1 protein-coding gene (only partly in view) is annotated in these 23708 nt (G+C 71.7%); it reads left to right on the forward strand.

The genetic code is table 11. The annotated features are described in order from the left end of the window. Positions 1 to 23708: the 5' portion of a hypothetical protein gene (locus SPF06_RS08880; protein WP_323278677.1), read on the forward strand. Its footprint extends 10540 nt past the window's final position; the window shows 23708 of its 34248 coding nt (coding positions 1–23708); its start codon is at positions 1 to 3; its stop codon lies off the right edge, out of view.

Below are 23708 nucleotides of genomic sequence, written 5' to 3' on the forward strand. Positions count from 1 at the left end.
GTGGTTGAGCGGCTTGTGGCCGTCTCGGCGGCCTTTGCCATGGCGTTCGCGATGTCCACGCCGAACGGAACGTTCAACGTCAGCACGTTCAACGCCAGCGCGTTCAACCTCGCGGCCTTCCGATCCGGGCAGTGGTCGCTCAGCGGCCCAGAGCTCGAGAATCACCAGGACGCATCCTCGCTTCCAGCAACCCCCGTCACGACGGCGATCACGCTTGCGGACATCCAGGCCGTCTTCGGCGCCGCGTCGGCGTCGTGGTCCGGCCACGACGTGAGCGCCGCGACCTTCGCGATCGCCCCGCTCTCGGGAACGACCCTCGCCGTCACGAACGGGAACGCCATCACGGTGAGCCCGAACGCGGCGGGGTGGGGCTGGAGCATCGGCTCGGTCGTCTCGAACCGGATGGACCTCCAGACCGTCATCGCCCATGAGCTCGGGCACGTCCTGGGCCTCGGCGACATCGAAGGCGGCACGGACCTCATGAGCCGTGTGCTCAACCCCGGCGAGCGGCGGACGACGACGGTGCTCACCGTCCCGGCCCCGGCGCCTGCCCCTGCACCCGCCCCGGCGCCTGCTCCTGCACCCGCCCCGGCTCCTGCGCCGGCCCCGGACCCGAGCACGACGACCACGGACACGACGACGACCGGCTCGACGGCCACCGGCTCGACGGCCACCGATCCCGCCACCTCGTCCACGGCGGCGGGGTCCGCGGCACCGAGCACCACGACGGGCACAACGGGTTCGACGACGGGCACGACGGGATCGACCGACACTGCGTCGGCCGGCAGCACCTCGACTGGAACCCCGTCGACGGCAACCACCTCGACCGGATCGACCTCGGCGACAGGTACCACGGGCACCACGACCACGACGGCGACGACCGCTCCCACGGCGGGGTCGCCGTCGTCCGCGTCCGCGGGCACTGACCCGACGGCGGGCACGGGCACCGGCTTGATGGCCCCCGCTACGACGATGGCTCCCGCGAGCACGACCGCCACTGCCCCGACCGCGACGGCCCCGACCCCGTGGGCCCTCCAGATGACCTCGACCGCCTCGACCCTCGCGTTCCGCGCCGACGGCACGGTGACGTTCGAGGGGCAGAGCCGTGCGCTCGCGACGATCTCGAGCATCTCGGTCATGGGCACGAACGGGAACGACACGTTCACGGTCGATCGCGGGGCGGTCAACCCGGCGATCACGATCAGCTTCGACGGCGGCCCGGGCTTCGACACGCTCGCCACGGCGGGCACGGTCGTGAGCGCGCGGTCGACGGCGGTCAACGGCTCGACTGGGACGCTCTACCTCGACGCGACGACGATCGGCTACACGAACATCGAGCCGATCACGAACTCGGGCACGGCGGCGGACATGGTGTTCACGCTCAGCTCGGGCGACGATCAGGCCACCCTGACCCAGTCGGGCGGCCTCCTCACGCTCGCGAGCACCAACAGCAGCTTCGAGTCCACGACGTTCTCGGCCCCGACCACGTCCCTCACCATCGACGGCGGAACGGGCTGGGACGCGATCACGCTGAGCGGCCCGATCTCGCTCGGCACGGCGGCGTTCACGCTCAAGCTCGAGAAGATCACCCTCGCATCCGGGACTGTCCTCACGGCCGGGAACGTGACCCTCACCGCCGCGGACAACGTGACCGGCGGTCCGAGCAACCCGCTCTCCAACCCGCGGAGCTGCGCGACCCTCGCGACGCACTGCGGCGACGTCGAGATCACGCTCCAGGACACGCAGGTCACGTCGGGCGCCTTCGCGGCGCAGGCGACGGCGACCGTCACCCCGGACGCGACCGACACTCTCGCCTACGCGGTCAACGTCTCCTCGAAGGCCCTCGTCTCCCTCCTCGGCGCGACGCAGGTCACGGCGACGGGTGACGTCGTCCTCTCCTCGCAGTCGACCGTCGGACCCGTGACGCTCGTCAAGAAGTACGCGGACGCCGCGATCGTCTCCTCCGACGCGGAGGTCACGATCGGCGGGACCGCGGTCGTTACGGCGAGCGGCAAGACGACGGTGAGCTCGGCGTCGTCGGTCGACGCGGGCGCGACCCCCGGCTCGGACGCCGCGAAGAGCGAAGGCTCGGCCGACTCGAGCGGCGCGGCGTCGAACGACGCGTCGGTCGCCGTCATCACCGTGAGCACGACGGCGGTCAGCAAGGTCACGAACACGGCCCACCTCGTCGTGACCGGGGACCTGACGATCGGCGCGACGAACCACGCTGGCCTCAACGGCGTCGGCGACGCGAGCCAGGCCGCCTCTGGCGCGGGCATCGCCGTCGTCAGCCTGAGCCAGACGACCCAGGCGGTCATCGACTCGACGAGCGCGACCCCGACGAGCGCCGCGAGCATCACACTCACCGCGGTCGCCGACGGCGCGAACACCGCGAGCGCGAAGGCCGGCAAGGGCGGTTCGACGGCGAACGACAAGCCGGTCAACGATCCGTCCCGCGCGAACGGCCAGGCGAACACGGCCGACGGCGCGATCGGCCTCGCGGGCGCGCTCGCCGTGAGCGTCCTCAATGCCGTCACGACGGCTGCCATCGAGGCCGCCAACCTCGTGACGGCCGGGGCGCTGCTCCTCAAGTCCACGTCGCAGGCCGCGTCGACGGCGACGGGCGACGGCAGCACAACCGATGGAAGCGGTGGCAGCAGCGGAAGCGGCATCGGGGTGGGCGTCGGCATCGGCGTCGCGACCCTCGTGACGGAGGCGTTCATCGCGGGCGGCGCCCAGATCCAGGCCGGCTCCGTCACCGTCGAATCGGACGAGACCCGCACGGGCGGCTCGAACTTCTCGTCGAGCGCGACCTCGGGCCGCGCGTCGTCGGGCAGCTCGGGCGTCGGCGCCGCCGGCTCGTTCGCCCTCACGCTCGTGAACGGCAAGACCCTCGCGGAGATCCGGGGCACGGGCAACGCCGTTGCCGGTTTCGGCGGGGTCGCGGCACCCGCCGTCGCCCTCAAGGCCACCGGCGCCCACGTCGACTCCGCGACCGCGAATGCGGCCGAGTCGGGCGGCTCCGTGGGCATCGGCGCCTCGATCGCGCTCGGCATCATCGACGCGGTGGTCGCGGCACGCGTCGCGAAGGACGCCGAACTTGCCGGCGCCGGGGCCCTCACCCTCAGCGCGACGGGCAGCGATACGACGACGACCTCCGCGACGGGCGGCGCCCAGGGCGGCAGCAACGCGTCCCTCATGGGGGTCGTCGCCATCACGATCTCGAACGTCCAGACAATCGCCTCGATCCTCTCCGGCCCCGCGCTCGCCATCGCGGGCGCGCTCACCGCGACGGCTGTCCAGACCGCGGCGGCGACGACGACGGCGACCGGCAGCACGACGGCGGGCAGCGGGGCGGGCCTCGCAGCGGGCATCAGCTTCGCGCTCACTTCGGCCACGCACACCGTCGACTCGACGCTCTACCGGAACCTGACTGTCACCGCACCTGCGGGCGCAGCCGACGTGAGCCTGAGCGCCGACGGGACGTCGACGACGTCGACGACGGCGAACGCCTCCGCGGCGGGCGCCGAGGGCGGCTCGTCGAGCAGCCCGACGAGTACGGACAGCACGGGCAAGACCGCGAACCAGAAGGCCGATTCGCAGCTCGGGTTCGCGGGCGGCAAGTCGTCCGCGAACGGCGGAAGCGGCTCGGGCGCGGGGAGCACGCCCGCGGCGAGCGACAGCAGCGGAACCCCGATCACGGTCGCCGCGGCCATGGCCTTCAATCTCGTGAACTCGTCCTCGACCTCCGAGCAGGCCCCCGCGACCACGACGAGCACGCCCGGGAAGGCCTCGTTCGCCTCGGCCAACACGACGACCGCGCAGGCCAGCGCGGACGGCTCCGCCACGACCACCGCGAGCGGCAACGTGATCGGCGCCGCAATCGCGGTCAACCGCGCGACGGTCGTCAACGAGGCGTCGATCGGCGCGGGCGCGAGCCTCACCGCGACGGGCCTCACCCTCTCGGCCGTCAACCACGCCGACCCCTCGGCCCCGAGCACCCCGCTCGCGGGCGCCACGGGTGCGACCGCGAAGTCCGGCGCGAGCAGCGCGGGCGGCAGCCTCGGCATCGCAGGCTCGCTCGCGCTCAACATCGCAAACCTTTCGACGATCGCCGCGATTCACGCCGCGACCGCGACGCCGAGCGACCCGCTCGGCGGGGTCAACCTCGGCGGCTCGGGCAACGCGGCCGCGACGGCGTCGTCGTCGTCCGCCAACGGCGCCTCGGCGACGTCGGCGCAGTCGACCGGCGGAAGCGGCGGGACGTTCGGCATGGGCGCCTCGATCGGCCTCAACCTCGTGACGGACCAGGTGTTCGCGGGCGTCGACGAGCTCGCGCTCGGCACGCGCGGGCCCCCACTCGCGGGCATCAAGGACTTCACCATCCAGGCGACCAACAGCGATACGCTGACGACTGCGATTGACGGTGGAGCGGGCGGAGCGAACATCTCGCTCGCGCCGGCCATCGGGATCACGCTCGCGAACGTATCGACCATCGCCGGAATCGGCGGAGCAGATCCGAGCCTCGGCACCACGACGTTCTCCGGTGCCGTCCACGCGACGGCAGACCAGACGACGAAGGCGACCACGACCGCGAAGGGCGCCGCGACCGCGGCCTCGGGCGGCACGCTTGCCCTCGGCATAGCCCTAGCGCTCGCGGTCATCGACTCGACGGCCTCGGCCCCGCTCGACCGCACGCTCTCCGCGGCGTCCGCGAGCTTCACGGCGCACCACACCGAGTCCACGACGACGACCGGCACGGCGAGCGCCGCGGGCGCCCAGGGCGAAGGCAGCGACACGTCCGGCCAGGACGTCAACGGCAAGGCCGATTCGGCCCTCGGCGACGCGAAGACCAAGCAGACCGCGAACGGCGGCAAGGCCACGTCCACGAGCGCGACGCCCAAGACGACGGTCGACAAGTCCTCGGGCGGCTCGGGCAGCATCAGCGTCGCCGCGGCGATCGCGATCAGCATCGTGGGCGTGACGACGACGGCGCAGCTCGCCGCGGGCGCGACGCTCACGACGACGGGTGCGGCCTCCTTCGCCGCCGACACGAACGCCGACTCGATGACCACGGCGAAGGGCGACGCGACGTCGCCGTCGTCCGCTGGCATCGGGGCTGCCGTCGCGATCAACAAGGCGACCATCACGACCCTCGCGCTCGTCCCGGTAGGGGCGACCGTCGCAGCGGGCTCGCTCGCCCTGTCCGCGACGGAACGCGCGGTGGGCGCCGATTCGGTCAACACCCTCTCCGCGTCGGCGACCTCGGGCGCGACGGCCGGGGGCGACATCGGGCTCGCGGGCTCGTTCGCGCTCAACCTCGTCAACGTCACGGCCACGGCGTCGCTCGCGGGCACTGCGGTGCTGCCGACTGTGTTCGGATCCGCCACAGGCGATCTCACGCTCACCGCGGGCTCGAGCACCGCGAACACGGCGGCGGCGACCGCGGCCGCGAATATCTCGGGCGGAACGCTCGGCCTCGGCGCGTCGGTCGCACTCAATCTCATCACCGACTCCGTGGCGGCCATCGTCGCGGCGGGCGCGACGCTCACGAACGGGCACGCCGCGGCCCTCACGGCCACCAACCACGACGCCGCGACGACCACCGCGGAGGGCGGCGCGAAGGCGACCGGGCAGACGACGCTCTCGCTCGCGGCGTCGCTCGCGCTCACCATCAGCGAGGTCTCGACGACGGCGAGCATCCTCGCCGGCCCGGCGCTGAGCCTTGCGGGCGGCATCGCGGCCCACGCCGACCAGACCGCGACCGTCACCGCGACGGGCAAGGGCGCGTCCTCGGGCGGCTCGACGCTCGGCCTCGGCCTCTCGCTCGCCCTGACCATCGCGGACCACGTCGTCGACTCCTCGCTGTACCGGAACGCGACCGCGGGCGCGAACGTCTCGTTCGCCGCGGACGGAACCTCGCAGGTGACCTCGACGGCGACGGCGAGCGCCGCGGGCGCCGAGGGCCAAGGCGCGTCTGGCAAGGACTCGACGGGCAAGGACGTCAACGAGAAGGGCGACGCGACCCTCGGGACCGCGAAGAACCTCCAGTCGACGAACAGCGGCGGCAAGACGACGTCGAGCTCGTCGACGCCGAGCACGAAGCAGGATTCGGGCGGCTCGAACGTCTCGGTCGCGGCCGCCGTCGCGATCAACCTCGTGACGTCGACGACGACGGCGCTGCTCGCGCCCGCGGTCTCCCTGACCGTGACGGGCGGGACGGCGAGCTTCACGACGACGAACAACACCGACGCGAGCGCGACGGCGAGCGGCACCGCGAGCAACAGCACGACCGTGGGCATCGGGGCGGCCGTCGCGATCAACCTCGTGACGATCCGCAACGAGGCGAGCATCGGCGCGGGCGCCCAGCTCTCCGCGATGGGCCTCACACTTTCGGCGACAATGCGGACCCTCGGCGCGGACGCGACCCACACCATCACGGCCGACGCGACCGCGGGCGCGACCAACACCTCGGGCACGCTCGGCCTCGCGGGCGCGTTCGCGCTCAACATCGTCAATGCGACGACGCTTGCGACGATCCACGCGAGCACGACCGGGCCGGTGGGCAGCGTGCAGCTCATGGGCGGCGCGACGGGCATGACGGCGGCGTCGGGCTTGAACAGCATGACGAAGGCCAAGGCCAAGCAGGAGGGCACGGGAACGGTCGGCATCGGCGCGTCGGTGGGCATCAACCTCGTCAACGACACCGTGTACGCGGGCATCGACCAGGTCTCCGATCCGAGCCGCGGGCCCCCGCTCACGGGCGCGGGAACCGTGACGCTCACCGCGACGACGACGAGCACGATCGACAACGAGGTCGATGCGGGCGGCAAGGGCGGCAGCGTCACCGTCACGCCGGCTGTCGCCGTCACGATCGCGACCCTCCGCACGAGCGCATCCCTCGGCTCCAGTGCAACTGCCCTCACCGCGCGCGGCGCCGTCCAGGCGACCGCGACCCAGAACGCGACGACCACGACCATCGCGAAGGGCGATACGACGGTCGGCTCGTCGGCAGGCTTCGGCATTTCCCTCGCGCTCGCGATTGTCGACGACGGCGTCGACTCGGGGACGGCGCGCAGCATTACCTCTTCCGGCGCTGTGTCCTTCCAGGCGCTCGGCACTTCGGCGACGACGACGACGTCGGACGCCGCCGCCGAGGGCGCGGAGGGCCAGACGACGAGCGACGCGAGCGGCAAGGACTCGTCCGGCACCGACGTCAACGGCAAGGCCGATTCCAAGCTCGGCGCCGCGAAGCAGACCCAGAGCGACAACAGCAACGGCCAGACGACGAGCACGTCCTCGACCCCGAAGGCCGCGAGCAACGACAACGGCGGTGCGTCCGTCTCCGTCGCGGCGGCCGTCGCGATCAACGTCGTGACCACCGCGTCCCGCGCGTGGTTCGCGAACGGCGTGGTGATCTCGGCGGGCGGGGTTGTGACGCTCAAGAGCACCGCGGACACGGACGCCCGCGCGACCGCTCACGGCGACTCGACCGCGGACGCGAGCGTCGGCATCGGGGCGGGCGTCTCGGTCAACAAGGTCGACATCACGAACACGGCCCTCACCGGGACCGCAACGATCACGGGCACGGGCCTCGTGCTCTCGGCCGGCATGACGCCTGGCGGCACTGGTGACGTGCTCCGGGTGTGGAACGCGGCCGACGGCGCGTGGAAGACGATCGATTCGGGCGCGCAGCTCCCTGGCCCTTCCGACGGCGACCTCGCGGCGGCGAAGGCGAAGACCTCCAGCAACAACGCGGGCATCTACAAGTACGACGGCGCGAGCGCGAAGTGGGTCCTCCAGACGGATGCGGGCGCGTCGATCGCCTCGGGCACCGACTTCCCGACCTCGCCGGCCGACGGCACGCTCTTCGTCCTCCAGGCCCCCAAGGACGGCCACCCGACCGGAAGCGTGTGGAAGTGGGATGCGGGCAGCTCGGCGTGGGTCTTCGTCACGAAGCTCGCGTACGACGACTTCGACTCGCTCCCCTCGGACAGCATCGAGAAGGACACGCTCTTCAACCTCACGGCGCAGGACGGCTCGAACGCGCCCGGCATCTACAAGCGCACCGCGAGCCACACGTGGACCGCGACGTCGATCACGGTCACCGACGGCGACCACCTCCCCGAGAGCCCTGCGGACGGCCAGGTCTTCCGGCTCTGGGAGCACGAGGCTGCGGCCACGGCCTATGCGGGCGTCGGCAAGGCAACGTCGGTCGGCGTCGCGGGCGCGCTCGCGATCAACATCGTCACCGAGCACACCGCGGCGCTTCTGCAGGCCGGCGCCTCCGCGACCCTCTCGAGCGCGGGCAACTCCCTCACCGCGCTCGAGAACTCGTTCGACCTCGCGAAGGCCACCTCGAAGGCCGAGGTCGGCTCCGCGACGGGCGTCGGCGCGTCCGTGGCCCTCACGGTCCTCCCGGACAACACCGTCCGGGCCGGCGCTGAGGACGGCGCGACCCTCACGGGCGGGACGTCGCTCACGATCGACGCGATGGGCTTCCGCGAGCTGCAGACGACGGCGGAGGGCGGCACCTCGGGCGGCACGGCGGTCACGCCGGTCGTGGCGCTCGTCGTGAGCGTCGGGGACACGGTCGAGGCCCGCCTGGGTATCCCAGCCTCCGGCAGGCCCGGCTACTCTGCCTCTGCCGGTGGCACGCGCGCCGTCGTCGTCCACGCCACGCACGTCAACCGCATCGCGACGGAAGGCAACGCCGAGGCCGCAGGCAAGAGCACTGCGGTGGGCATCGACGTCGCGGTCAACGCGGTCGTGGGTTGGGGTACGACCGCGACGATCGCGCGGGACGTGAGCGCGGGCTCGGTCGACGTGCTCGCCTCGTCGGAGCTCACGAGCGAGGCCAAGTCGGTCGCGAGCGCGAAGGGCTCGAGCGACTCCGACAGCCAGAGCGGCGACTCGAAGGCCAACGAGCAGGCCAACGGCAGCAACCCGAACACGCAGTCCACGAAGTCCTCGACCGCAGGCATGCCCTCCTCCTCGGGCGGGACGAACGGCTCGAACGGCGCGACGGGCGCGAACTCGCAGTCCGGCAGCCAGTCCGGCAGCTCGGGCGGCGGCACGGGCGTGGCCGCGGCGATTGGCGTCAACTGGGTCGTCGCGACGACGTCGGGCAGCATCGCGGCGGGCGTGACCGTCACCGCGACGAGCGGCGCGGTGTCCGTCCAGGGCCTCATGCTCGCCGAGGCGACGGCGCGCGGCATGGGCAGCGCGATCGACTTGGAGAAAGATACAGGCGTGGGCGCGGCGATCGGCCTCAACGTCCAGGTCCTCACGACGACGGCGACGATCGGCGCGGGCGCGCACGTCACCGGCCAGACCGGCGTGAGCGTCGTGGCCGGGACGCCGGACTCGAAGCACAACACGTTCGTCATCTGGGGCATCTCCGCCGGTGCGGGCAACAACTCGGCGGGCGTCGCGGCGTCGGCCGCCGTCCAGATCCTGCTGCTCACGACGACGGCGTCGGTCGGGCTCGGCGCGGTCGTGTCGGCCCCAGCGGGCGGCATCACGGTCTCCGCGACGGACGCCGTGATCTTCCAGAACATCGCGCTCTCGGGCGGCTTCTCGAAGGGCAACGGCACCGCGATCGGCGGCGCGATCTCAGTCAACTACTTCGAGATCACGACGAAGGCGTTCGTCGACTCCTCCGCTGGTACGCCGACGTCCCTCGACGCGTCCGGCGTGATCTCGGTGACGGCCGCCGCGAGCCTCGCGGGCCAGGAGCCCGAGACCCCGCTCAAGGGCAAGATCACCCTCCCGAACGTCACGAATGTCGCCGCGGGCGGCGGGGCGAGCAGCGGCGGGGCCGCCGTGAGCGGCTCGTTCGTCATCCAGATCTTCTCGATCGACACGCAGGCCTACCTCGCGGCCGGAACCAAGGTCAACCAGACCATCGGCCTCGGCGGCGCCGGGCAGTCGCTCACGGTCAAGGCCACGAACAGCCTGACCCTCATCGACTTCGCGGGAGCCCTTTCCCTTTCCAAGAGCTCCGCGGCCGTGGGCCTCACGGTCATCGTCGACGTGTTCAACCTCAATGCCGCGGCCTCGATCGGCGCGGGCGCACTCGTCACGGCGGGCGGGACGGTCACGGTCGACGCCGAGTCGGCGGAGAACCTGACCGAGGTCTCGGTGGCCGGCGGCGTGTCGGGCAGCTCGGCCGCCGTGACGGGCGCGGTCGTCGTCCTCGTGCTCAACCAGGGCGGGTCCTCGCCCAAGGTGTCCGCGGCCATCGGCTCGGGCGCCTCGGTGACGGCCTCGGGCGGGGTGGCCGTGACGGCGTCGAAGACGGGCACCGTCGACCTCGCGGCGGGCAACCTCGCGATCGGCGGCGGCTCGGCCGGGGTCGGCGCATCCGCGGTCGTCGTCGTGCGCGACTCGACCGTCGAGGCGTCCGTCGGGTCCGGCGCGACCGTCCACGCTGGCGGGACGGGCCTCGTCGTCTCGGCGACGCAGGATGCGCACTACCTCTTCCTCGCGGTCGGCGGGGCGGGAGGCAACTCGGCCGGCGTCGCGGGCTCCGTCGTCGTCAACGTCACGAGCGACACGACCAAGGCGCACCTCGACGCCTCGTCCACCATCACGCAGGGAACCTCGACCGCGCTCCTCGCGCAGGACACGACGACGGTGTTCAGCCTCGCGGGCGTCCTCACGGTGGGCGGCACGGCCGGCGTCGGCGCGGGCGTCGACGTCGAGGTGCTCACGAAGGACACCGAGGCCTGGACCGGCCACGCGACGACGATCAGCGGGTCCGGCAACCTGAGCGTCGACGCGATCTCGAGCGAGAAGATCACCTCGATCTCGGTGGGTGGCGGCTTCGCGGGCACCGCGGCGGTCAACGTCAACGCGGCCGTCCCCGCGATCAGCATCAGGACGAAGGCCTACCTCGAGGACGGCTCGGCAGTGGGCGACGGCGTGAGCGCGACCATGGGCGGGTCCGTGCGCGTCAACGCGAACGAGACCCTCACCGTGAATGTCATCGCGGGCAACATCTCGGCGAGCGGGACCGCCGCGGTCGGTGCCGCCGTCGCCGTCCCCGTCATCACGAAGGAGACCCACGCCTGGATCGGCAACTATGCGGTGGTGAGCGGCGCGGGCGCGACGGGCCTCGACGTCGCGAGCGGCTCGTACACCGTGACCCCCCACGATCCGCGCTTCGCGCCGAGCGACATCGCGGGCGGCACGACGATCCACGTGGACAACCACGGCTTCGCGAACGGCGACCAAGTCCAGTACGACGCGGGCTACGGCACGGCGATCTCCCCGCTGACCCAGGGCGGCCAGTATTACGTCAAGGTCATTGACCCCAACCACTTCCAGCTCTTCTCGACGCCGGACCTCAGCGGCTCGCCCATCAGCCTCTCGGGCGGCACGGGGGAGAGCCACCGCCTCTTCAAGACGACCGAGGCCAACGTCACCCAGGACACGACGCCGCGCTTCAACCCGGACAACGCCGTGGACCTCGTGGGCAACCGGATTCAGCTCCCGTACTCGCTCGGCTCGATCAGCGACAACGACGCGGTCGTGTACTCGTCCGGCGGCGGCGCTCCCATCGGTGGCCTCGTCGACGGCGGCACGTACTACTACAAGGGCCTCGGCGGCGGCTGGTTCCAGCTCCTCGACAAGCCCTCGGACAAGGGCGGCCACGTCATCACGCTCGGCTCCGGCTGGACGGGCAAGTCCCACAGCCTCGTCCGGCAGGGCGACGCCCCCGCGGGCGACGCGAGCGCGATGGGCCCGCGCGACATCTCGCAGGGCACGACGACGGGCTTCCGCGGCGTCGCGGTGACCGCCAACAACTCGGACAGCGTCGGAGCGTTCGGCATCGGCCTCGGCTTCTCGGGCACGGCCGCCGTGACGCTCGCGGGCGCCGTCGCCGTCGTCACCGTCCACACGTCGGCGCACGTCGGCGCGAACGCCGAGGTCAACTGCGGCGCGACGTGCGCGAGCAACGTCGCGGGCGCCGACGCGGGCCAGTCGGTCCAGGTCTCCGCGGCCAACCAGTTCTACCAGCTCGGCATCGCGTTCACGGTCGCGATCGCGGGCACGGCCGGGGTCTCGATCCCCGTGGCCGTCCGCGTCGTGCACCTCGACACGTACGCGTATATCGGCACGGGCTCGGCAGTGAACGCGCGCAACTCGATTTCGGTGACCGCCGACGGCAAGGACGCGGTCCTCTCGTTCGCGCTCGGCGCGGGCGGCGGAACCGTCGGCGTCGCGGGCACCGTGGCCGTCACGGTCCTCACGGTCCACACGTTCGCGTGCACCGGAACGCCGGGCGGCTCAGACCCGTTCGCGTGCACGGGCAACGGCGCCGCGCTCTTCGCGGGCAACAACGTCGTCGTGACCGCGACGGACGCAACGAAGCTCCTCCTCATCACGGTCGCGCTCGCGGGCGGGTACGTGGGCGTCGGTGCCGCCGTCGGCGTCGCGACGCTCGACAAGCAGGTCCGCGCGTACCTCGGCGCGGGCAGCACGGTCGACGCGCTCGCGCAGGGCGCGCCGGTTGCGGGCATCCCGAATGGGACGCTCGGAGGATCGCAGAGCTTCTCCGGCGTGATCGTGCACGCGGGCTCGAGCGAGGACGTCTTCGGCCTCGTCCCCGCGATCGGCGGCGGCTTCGTGGGCGTCGCGGGCGGCGTGCAGGTGACGCTCCTGACGACGTCGACGGTCGCGTCGATCGGCGGGTACAGCTCTGTCAACACAGCCGGCGGGGCGGCTGGCGCCCAGGGCGTGAGCGTCACCGCGACGGACGACTTCACGTCGCTCACGATCGCGGGCGGCGCGGCCGGCGGCTTCGTGGGCGTCTCGGGCGGCATCGACGTCGGCACGGCGAACAGCTCGGTGCTCGCCCACATCGACGGCCCGTCCACGGTCAAGGCGCGCGGCAACGTCGAGGTCTACGCCCTCTCGACGAAGCACGTCAGCACGTTCGCCGTGAGCCTCTCGGGCGGTGCGGTGGGCGTCGCGGCCTCCGTCTCGGTCTGGAGCGTCGGCACGACCCCGACCACGACGTACCAGGACAGCAACGGCGGCAACTTCCGCGACGCGTGGAGCTCGTCCAACTCGTACAACAAGGGCGACGTCGTGACGTTCGGCGGGACGCAGTACACCGCGACGTCTGACATCGCCGCGGGCGGCTCGAACCCGACCATCGACACCGCGAACTGGCGCGGTCCGTCCGACGCGATGAGCGGCGACGCCGGCAACAGCGTCACGTCCGCGGGCAGCACGGCGCAGGGCGACGGCTCGGGCGGCTATGGCAGCCACACGCTCGACGGCACGACGGCGGGTACGGCCACGGCGTGGGACTCTGGGACGAGCTATTCGAGCGGCCAGCTCGTGACGTACAACGGCAACACGTACTCGGCGACGACGAATATCTCCTCGGGCGGCGCCGACCCTGAGCACAACAGCGCGTGGCGCCTCAACTCCGGCACCGAATCCTCGACGAACGCGCGCCTCGCCGCCCGGCTCTCCGCGGCGAGCGCCGCGATCGCCGCGGCAGCGCCGACGTCGAACCTCGGAAGCCAGGCGCTCAGCACGGCGCCGACGGGCGGAACGGGCGCGACGATCGACGCGACGGTCATCGCGGGCGGCCACGTGCACGTGTGGGCCATCGACCAGCTCCACGTCCTCGGCGTTGCCGGGGCCGGCGCGGCCGGGCTCGGCGGGCTCGGCGTCTCCGTCCTCGTCCTGAACGTCGACAGCGCGACGAACGCGGGCATCGGCGGCACCGCGACGATCCAGGCGGGATCCGGCGCGGGCGGCCAGGTGAGCGTCAAGGCGCGCATGGACGACGAGACCGTCACGGGTGTCGCGTTTGTCGGCGCCGCGGGCGCGGTCGCGATCGGCGCGCAGGTCGTCGTGATCAACGACAGCAGCCAGCAGAACGCGCACATCGACTCGAGCACGAGCGCCTCGACCCTTATCGGCACCGTCACGGGCCAGGGCGTCACGCAGGCGGGCGGCGGCATCGACGTCGCGGCGTATGCGAAGCGCACCGCGAACAGCTACGCGATCGGCGTTGGCCTCGGCGCCGTCGCAGTCGGCGTCTCGGCCGCCGTTGTCAACGTCACGGGCGGCGCGAGCGCGACGGTCGGCAACATCGCCGTCGGCGCCGCGGGTCCCGTGGACCACCTCAACGTCTCAGTCGTCGACAACGCGACGAACGACCTCCTCGCGATCGCGTTCGAGGCCGGCGCGGGCGGCGGCTTCGCGGGCGACCTCGCGTTCGTGACGCTCGGCGGCACGGCGAGCGCGTCGAGCGGCGCGCACGGAACCCTCGGCGCGGGCGGCCTGAGCGTCACGGCCGACGGCGTCCACACGGCGACGGCGAAGACGCTCAACGTCGCGACGGGCGCGCTCGCGATCTCCGTGACCGTGGCCCGCGTGACGAACTCCCGCGCGACCGAGGCCCTCGTCGGCCCGACCTCGGCGATCACCTTCAGCACGCCGGCCCCGTTCCTCGTCAAGGCGACCGCGAGCAACACCGCGACCGCGACGGCGCCAGGCGGGGGCGGGGGCGGCGTTCAAGTGACGGTCCTCCTCGCGTTCGCGACGGTTTCGGGCCACACGACCGCGGAAGCCGACGGCTCGGCGTCGAACGCCAGCACGATCACGGTCCAGGCCTTCGCGGACAACACCGCGACCGCGAGCTCGACGACGGTCGGCGTCTCCGTCGTCGGCCTGAGCGGCGGTGTTGCGACCGCGGACGTCACGCAGGACGCGAAGATCGAGGCGACGATCGGCGCGGGCGCCTCGCTCAGCGGCGCCGGCCTCGTGCTCGTCCAGGCCGGCACGCGCAACGCGGGGAACCAGGCCGTCGCGACGGCGACGCTCGGCCAGTTCGGCGGCATTGCGGCCCTGAGCATCATGGTCGCCGCCGCGCATGACAACTCCGCGGCCCGCGTCCGCATCTACGGCGCGGTCACGACGACGTCGACGGCGACGACGCCGGGCGCCGCCGCGATCGAGGTCAACGCGAACGGCACCAACCTCGCGACCGCGGACATCCTGGGCGTGGCGGCAGGGGCCTTCGCCGGCAACGGCAGCATGGCCTTCGCCGAGGTTGGCTCGAACGCGGACGTCGAGGTCCTCGGCCAGTCTGGCGGCGCGCTCCACGCGGGCGGCCTCGTCGAGGTCACGGCGACGTCGAACAACCACGCCGAGGCGAGCACGGTGCTCGGCGCGGGCGGCGTCGCGGCGCTCGGCGTCTCGGTCCCGACGGCGAAGGTCGACGGCGGCACGGACATCGGGCTCGGCGGCACCTCGATCTCGGGCTCGGCCCTGACCGCGAAGGCCCAGAGCTCGAACCTCGCCGAGGCGACGACGAAGGCCCTCACGATGGGCGCGATCGCGGCGCAGATCGCGTCCGCGAAGGCCGAGGTGGGATCCAATGCGACCACCGAGGCGGGCATCGGCTCGGCGAACGTCGGCTCGGGCGCGATCACGCTCACCGCGACGTCCTCGGACACCGCCACGGCCGAGTCCGGCGGCGCCTCGGGCGCGGGCCTCTCCGTCCAGGTCTTCACGCCGGACGCCGAGGTCCACGGCTCGACACGCGCGTACATCGCGGCGGGCAGCACCGTCGTCGCGGGCTCACTCACAGTCACGGCGACCGCAACGCCGAATGCGACCGGCACGGCCAAGATGCTCGGCCTCGCGCTCATCAGCGGAACCGGCGTGACCCCGACCGCGACGATCGACGGCACGACCGAGGTCTACGTCGGCGCGGCCAGCACGGTCTCGCTCGGCACCGGCGCCGCGGACCTCGAGGCGAGCCGCACCGCGAACGCGACGGTCACGAACACGGACATCGCGGTCGCCGCGGTCTCGATCGCCGTCGTCGACCTCGAGGCCACGACCGCCGGCACGATCGCCGCGCACGTCGACGACGGCGCGACCATCACCGCGGGCTCCCTCACCCTCCACGCGGGCGGCACGAGCACGCCGACGGCGACGAACGCCCCGCCGTCGGGCTCGAACATCACGGTCGGCCTCGCCTCGGGCGCGTTCATCACGACCCACGCGACGGATTCGACGACGGTCAAGGCGTACGTCGGGCCCGAGGGCGCCGCGGCGGACGCGAGCCACCCCACAACCGTCACAGTGAGCGGGACCGGGACCGCGGCGTCGGTCACCGCGAGCCTCACGTCCGCGCCCAAGGCGCTCACGGACATGATCAGCGTGGGCCTCGGCTTCGACCTCGTGATCGTGACCGAGACGACGACGTCGGCCCCGACCGTCAAGGCCTTCCTGGGCGGCTCGGCCAAGGTGCTCGCGACGGCGGGCGCGGTCGAGTTCATCGCCTCGTCGACCGCGACGGCCATCGCGGACGGCCGCGGCATCGGCATCGGCGGCGCGTTCAGCGCCGGGGCGACGACGACGACGTCGGACTTCCGCCCGACGCTCCAGGCGTTCACGATCGGCGGCGGCGAGCTCCACGGCACGGGCGTCACGGTCTCGGCACGGCTCAACGTCGACTCCGGCGGGACCCCGATCCGGCCGACGGTGACCCTCGCGGGCGACTCCACGCCGTCGACCGTGGACCCGGCCTACGCCCGGGTGCGGCTCACGGGCATCGCGATCGGCGGCTCCGTCACGGCCGCGAGCGCGACCGCGACGAGCAAGCCCGAGGTCTCGACGACCGTCGCGAGCGGAACGCTCCTGAGCGGGCCGGGCTGGGTCACCGTCATGAGCGTCGCGCTCAACGCGGCGACCGCCGCGGCCGACAGCCTCGCAGTCGGCGTCGCCGCGGGCATCGGACTCGCGCAGCCGACGGCAGAGGCGGGCGGCCACGTCACCGCGGACTTCAACGGCACCGCGAGCGGCGTCACCAGCGTGACGGTAGGCTCGACGGCCGATTCGTCGGCGGTCGTCCACGGCCACGCGGCTGGCGGCGGCGTCGGGGCCGGCGTCACGGATGGGACCTACTCGGCGACGACGGACATGGGCGTCTCGGCCGGCGTGGGCGGCAGCATCAGCGGCACGGGCGATGTCACGATCCAGGCCGTCGAGCGCAACTCGACGATCGCGGACTACTCGGCGGTCACGTTCGGCGTCGGCGGTGCGGTGGGCGTCTCGACGGTGTACGCGACCGACTCCTCGAGCGTCGCGACGACCGTCACGGGCTCAGTCACGAGCGGCGGCACGCTCTCGGTCCTCGCCTACCACAACTTCGACGGCAGCAACTTCCTCACGGACCACGTCGTGGACGCCTCGGGCAGCGCGCTCACCGCTGCGCTCGGCCTCGCGATCTCCTCCAACAACCTCTATGCGAAGGCCGCCTCGACGACGACGGCGACGCTCGCCGCGGGCGGCACGCTCGCCGCGCCGGGCGGGGTCGTCATGGTCCGGGCCATGAGCGGCAACTTCGCGCACTCGAAGCTCAAGAACGCGAACGGCGCGATCCTCAACGTCTCCGTCGACTCGAACCCGGACGCCGAGGCTTCGGGCACGACGACGGCGTCCGTCCTGGGCAACGTGCGGGTCCTCTCCGGATCGACGAGCAACCCCGGCGCCGCGACCCTCACGGTCCTCGCGAAGGGCAACGACACCGCCGTCGCGGGCATGGACGAGACGGGCGGCGGCCTCCTCTCGGTCACGAACTCGACGTCGTCGAGCCACGGCACGCCGACGGTCGGCGTCGTCCTCGGCGGATCGACGTCCGTCATCCGGGTGACCGGGGACATCAGCGCCCAGTCGATCGGCCTGAGCGACTCCGACGCGAGCACGTCGAGCGCGACGGGCGGCGCGATCAACGTCGGCTCGTTCAGCGCGACGGCGACGATGTCCCCGACGTCGACGGCGTCGGTGACGGGCGGCGCGAGCATCAAGGCCGCGGGCTCGATCACCGTCGACGCATCGGCGAACCCGCCGCTCCCGCCGGCCTCGGACGGGACATTCGACGGCGTGGGCGGCGTCTCGGACGCGGCGAACACGATCACGTTCACCGCGAACCACAACGCCAACACGGGCGACGTCGTGACGTACGACGCCCAAGGCCACCCCGTCGTCGCGGGCCTCACCGACGGCGCGCAGTACTCGGTCATCGTCACGAGCCCCACGAGCCTCGAGCTCGGCGCGGTGTTCACAGGAACGAACGTCGACGCCGCGAACGACGTCATCGACTTCGGCCTCCGCCAGCACCACCTCCACGAGGGCGACGTCGTGTGGTACTCGGCGATCCCGCTCGGCGCGGGCGGCGTGACCTCGGACGTCGGCGGCCTCACGAACGGCACGCGCTACCGGGTCCACGTGCTTGACGCGTACCGCATCAAGCTCCAGCCCATCGGCTTCACGTCGACGAGCGTGTCCGTCAACGCGGGCAGCATCAACGGCGGCACCGGCGTCATCACGGCCACGAACACGTTCCACGACGGCGACTTCGTGACGTACTACCAGCCCACGCCGGCCGCGACGTTCAGCTCAGGCCAGGTCAACGTCCTGTGGGACAGCAGCCAGAAGAAGTGGGTCGCCGCGACGGGCAGCGACGCGAATGACGTCTTCTTCGCGGTCGAGGACCCGTCCAACCCCGGCAACTTCCTCGACATGGGCTTCTCGACCGGCACGCGTGTCTACTACGCGCCGAAGTCGGGCAGCACGATCGGCATCGCGGCCGGCTACTACTACCTCATCCGCATCAACGGCCAGGAGTACAAGTTCGCCGACTCGCTGTGCCACGCGACGGGCCTCAAGGCGGACTGCGGCACCTCGACGAACCAGCCGCAGGTCGCGCTCACGCTCACGCCGAACACGACGACAGCGGGCAAGGCCGTCGTCCAGCAGCTGTGGTACGCCGCCAACGCGCCGATCCAGGGCCTCACGGACGGCCACGGCTACTACGTCGTCGGCTGCGGCGGCGCGTGCTCGTCGTCGTTCTCGCTCTCGGACACGCCGGGCGGCGCGGCCAAACCCTACACGATCGTCCCGGGCCAGACGGGCGGGCTTCACACGTTCGCCCGCGACGGCATCAACCTCTCGACGCCGACGCTCCCCTCGGGCGTCTCGGGCCTCGGGAGCCTCGTCTACACGCTCGTCGAGGACATCGCCCCCGCGAGCGGCGCGGGCACGCAGCGGCTCCACGGCATCGGGGACAACATCCCATTCGGCGCGACGAGCGGCGACCTCGTCGTCTCGGCGTCCGCGACAGGCGGGGGAGGCGGCGCGATCTCGGTCTCGACGGCGGCCTCCCTCGTCCAGGTCACGTCGACCCTGAGCACGACCGTGGGCAATGGCGCAACGCTCGACGGCGGGTCGGTCACCGTGACGACGCACGGCATCGTCTCGGGCAAGACGGTCTCGTCCAACGACAGCGGCGGGCTCATCTCGGTCAACTCGGCGAGCGCGGACACGCACCTCTACATGGGCAACACGATCCTCGTCGACACGAACGCGGCTCTGAGCGCGGCGCAGGGCGTGACGGTCTCGGCGAACTCCGAGCTGCACCCGACGATGATCGCGTCCTCGAGCTCGGGCGGCCTCTTCGCGGGCGGCGGGTCCGGCGAGACGATCCTCACGGACTACTCGACCACGGTGACGATCAAGGGAACGGTAACGGCCGGCACGGCCGCAACGATCGAATCCCACACCGCGGTGTACGCGTACGGCCAGGGCACGGCCGATGTCGGCGGCCTCGGCGTCGACGGCACGACGAACCTCGCGATCCGCGTGGGCCGCGGCGACGCCTCGTGGGTCCCCGGCTCGGGGGCGGTCGCGACGACGCAGACGACGGTCGCGGGCAGCGTGAGCGGCAACTCGATCGCCGTCGGCTCCTACGTCGACGCGCTCCACCTCGTCGGCACCTCGAGCTCGCGGGCCACGGCATTCGGCGCGAACTCCGAGGCGACGACGGCCGTGGACGTGAGCGGCCTCACCCAGACGGTCCTCGCGGGCAGCGCGAACCTCACGGGCAACGTCTCGACCGCGCTCAACGCCGAGTACCGCGGCATCAACATCGACAGCTACGCGTCCTCGACGTGCCACTGCTTCGGCGGCCGCACGTCCCCGACGGCGAGCTCCGACGTCAGCACGACGGCCCAGGTCGCGGGAATGAGCGGCTCGACGATCACGACCTCGGACCTCACGGTCACGGTCAACCAGCTCGTTGACCACTACCTGCGCCACACGGACCGCAGCGGCGGCTTCCTCGACTTCGGCGGCTCGGACAGCAGCGGCGGCGGCCAGAACCTGAGACGCTGGATCTTCTGGGAATCGACCGTCATCATGCTCGGCGAACCGAATCCGTGGGTCGAAGTGGACGCGGCGGGCAACGTCACGAAGCTCGTCAACGCGACCGTGCGCGACCTCAACGGCCACGTCTTCACGGACGATCCGTTCAACGGCATCCACACGGTCGGCCAGCTCACGGGCACGCAGTTCAGCGTCGACGACATCCTCTACAACCACGGCGCAAACGCGCGGTTCCTCGCGAACGTCCCGACGTTCACGGACGGCTCGTCGGCACCCCAGGGCGAGATCTGGGGCGGCTTGGGCCAGTTCCAGTTCCAGCAGACGTGGAACTACGTCAAGCTCCTCAACGCCTCGAACCTGAGCATGATCGTCAACAAGATCGACGTCGTGAATACCGTCAACTCGCCGGTCATCGAGGTTCGCGTCCAGGACATCAAGCCCGGCACGGGCCACAGCGTGAGCGGCCTGAGCCCCCCATCGGTCGGCGCGAGCTTCGACTTCGACATCAAGTACACGTTCCCGCCGACCCTTGTCCTCATCAAGAACACGTGCGCGTACACGTGCCCCGTCCGGAACCCGTTCATCCGGCTCGACAACTTCATCGAGAACCCGATCGGCACGACCGACATCGAGAACGCGAGTGGAGACATCCTCGCCGGACCGTTGGGTGCCGTCGCCACCAAGGTCATCCGCACCAACATCCTCACGCTGTCCGCCCCGCACGGGAACGTGGGCCACCAGGCCGCCCAGCACCCGGTGCCCGGGACGCAGGACGCGGAGCGCAACCCGATCGCCGTCGAACTCGTCCGCTACCAGAGCGTGGACGGCGCCTACCACGACTTCTCCATCACCGCCGACGCCGGCGCTGACCTCGTGCTCGACCTCACCGCGAACCGCCGCACCGATGAAGCCCTCGGCTCCGCGCTCACCGTCACCGTCACGCGGCTCACCGCGGGCGACGACCTCGACGTCGTCGTCAACGACAGCAAGAACGGCAACGACCTCGCGAGCAACGTCCTCGTGACCGTGAACGCGTACCACGCCGCGACGAGCAACTACCACTACGTCTTCCCGACGGGCTACAACCCCGGCGTCGGCGCCGACGGCGGCCCGTACGGCTCGACGGCCACGAACCCGGGCAGCGGCCAGTACCAGACGCACTACGAGCCGGACACCGCCGACCCGAACCTCGCGCGCATCCTCCGGGCGTTCGGGACCGCGACGTCGACGCTCGACTCTGCGTACGTCTTCGCCGAGGCCCGCTCGGGTGACGAACTCGACATCTGCCACGTCTCGACGTCGTCCGCGTACGCCGCCCAGGAGCCCAAGTACTGCGCGACGACGGCGATCGACGACGGAACGCACGTCGTGAGCGCGGCGACGCCGACGACGACGGTGACGTTCACCATCAACACGGACGTCGCGTGGACCGGCGGCTCGCCGAGCCACAGCCCCGTGGACGATCCGAGCATGGCCGGCGGCTACCTCGCGGCCGACGTCGCGCAGATCTTCCTCACCACGAACGGCAAGATCACCGCGACCGAGCTCGCGGGCGACATGCTCGTGGGCCACATCGACTCGACGCAGAACGACGTCGTTCTGACCTCGCCGCAGCGCATCCTCGATGCGAACCACGAAACGTCGGTGGACGTCTCGGGCGTCAACATCAAGCTCACGGCCGGAACCGGCGGGGCCCTTGGCGGCATCGGCCTCCCGAGCGACTTCCTCGAGATCAACGTCGACGCGCTCCGGACCAACACCGGCGTCCTCACGGCCATCGACACGGCGTCCGCGAACACGCTCGGCGTCTTCGTGACCGAAATCGGCAACAGCAACCCGGCCAACACCGACGATCTGAGGATCCACCTCGTGCGGACGCGCGGCGACGTCTCGCTCGTGAGCGTCAAGGGCTCCGTGATCGACGCCAACGGTCCCACCGGGGACACCGCCGCCGACGTCATCGGCAACACGATCGACATCAAGGCCGTAGGCGGATCGATCGGCGCGGCCGATGGCACGAACGACCTCGACATCTCCTCGGGCCGCTTCACGACCCCGTGGAGCGCGTCCTCGACCTCGCCTGCCGCGACGGTCGCGTTCGAGGCCGACACAGGCATCTTCGTCACCGAGATCCCGGACTCCGCAGACCCGAGCGACTTCGGCACACCGGCCCCGATGAACGTCGTCCTCGCGCGGACGTTCGCGGGCAACGTCCGGCTCACCGTGGCGGAGACCGCGGCGCAGGGCGAGGACCTCAACCTCCTCCCGTGCGCGAGCACGACGGCGGGCGGCCGCCAATTCTGCAGCCTCCTCTTCGTCGAGAACGCCCCGCGCACGACGGCGAACGGCCAGATCCAGCGCGGGCTCATCCAGGCGGACCAGGGCTGGGTGCTCCTGCGGGTGGGCGACAACATCACGACGGACGGCTACAACGCCGCCGGCGGAGGCTGGGTCGCGACGGACGCGAACCCGTCGCTCGTCGCGAGCATCCGCGCCGCCCAGTGGATCGACATCTACGGCGACTTCTCCAACACGGCCGCGGGCTCCGCCGTCGGCGTCCCCGACCCGGGCTGGGGCACGGTCATGCACCTGCACGGCGAGCTGTGGTCCGGCACGGCCCAGACCACGAACGGAACCGTCAACTTCGGCGGGACGCAGACGAACGCGTGCGTGAGCCAGCTCGACAAGGATGGGCACGCGTGCCACCTCACGCGCATCTTCGGCAACGCCGACGCCGACATCGTCAGCCTCGACCAGACGTACCTGCGCAACATCACGCGGGTCTATGGCTCCAACACCCCGACGGCGGGCGGCTCGTACGCCCCGGCCGGCGACGGCGAAGACTTCATCTTCGTCAACCAGCTCCAGACCATGGACGTCGCGGACGGCATGACGCTCACGCTCGACGGCCAGGGCGGAACCGACACGTACGTCATCACCACGACAGGCAGCCAGCCGTGCTTCGCGGGCGACCCGACCGGCTCGACGTGCCACAACTACGTCATCAACGTCCTCGACACCGGCGCGCCCGCCGACGGCACGGACTACCTGACCGTCAACGGCTACGACAGCGCGCTCTCGGGCTACGACGCCCAGGGCAACCCGTACCCGACGGACGACATCTTCCTCCTGCGCCGCTCGCGCTTCATCGCCTCGACGCCGACGTCGAACACGGCCGGCGAGCGCTCGGACGATCCGGGCTTCGTGGCCCTCCTGCACGGCCAGTTCGGCGCGCGGACGCCGCTCTTCACGGGCAACCTGAGCCTGTGCTTCACCTCGACGGGCTGCGGTGCTGGCACCGCGCCGGGCCGCACCCTGATGGGAGCCCCTGTGGGCACGTTCGCGGCCAGCCTCGTGGGCCTCCGCGTCCACCTCGGCGGCTCGACCGCGGGCGTGTGGGCAGGCGATTACACGGTCTCGAGCGTCGACCCCAACGGCACGTGGATCACGTTCGCCGAGACCCTCCCCGTGGGCGTCTCCCTGACCACCGAGCAGGTGCCGAC

It is taken from the genome of Sinomonas terricola (assembly GCF_034931225.1).
Lineage (GTDB): Bacteria > Actinomycetota > Actinomycetes > Actinomycetales > Micrococcaceae > Sinomonas > Sinomonas terricola.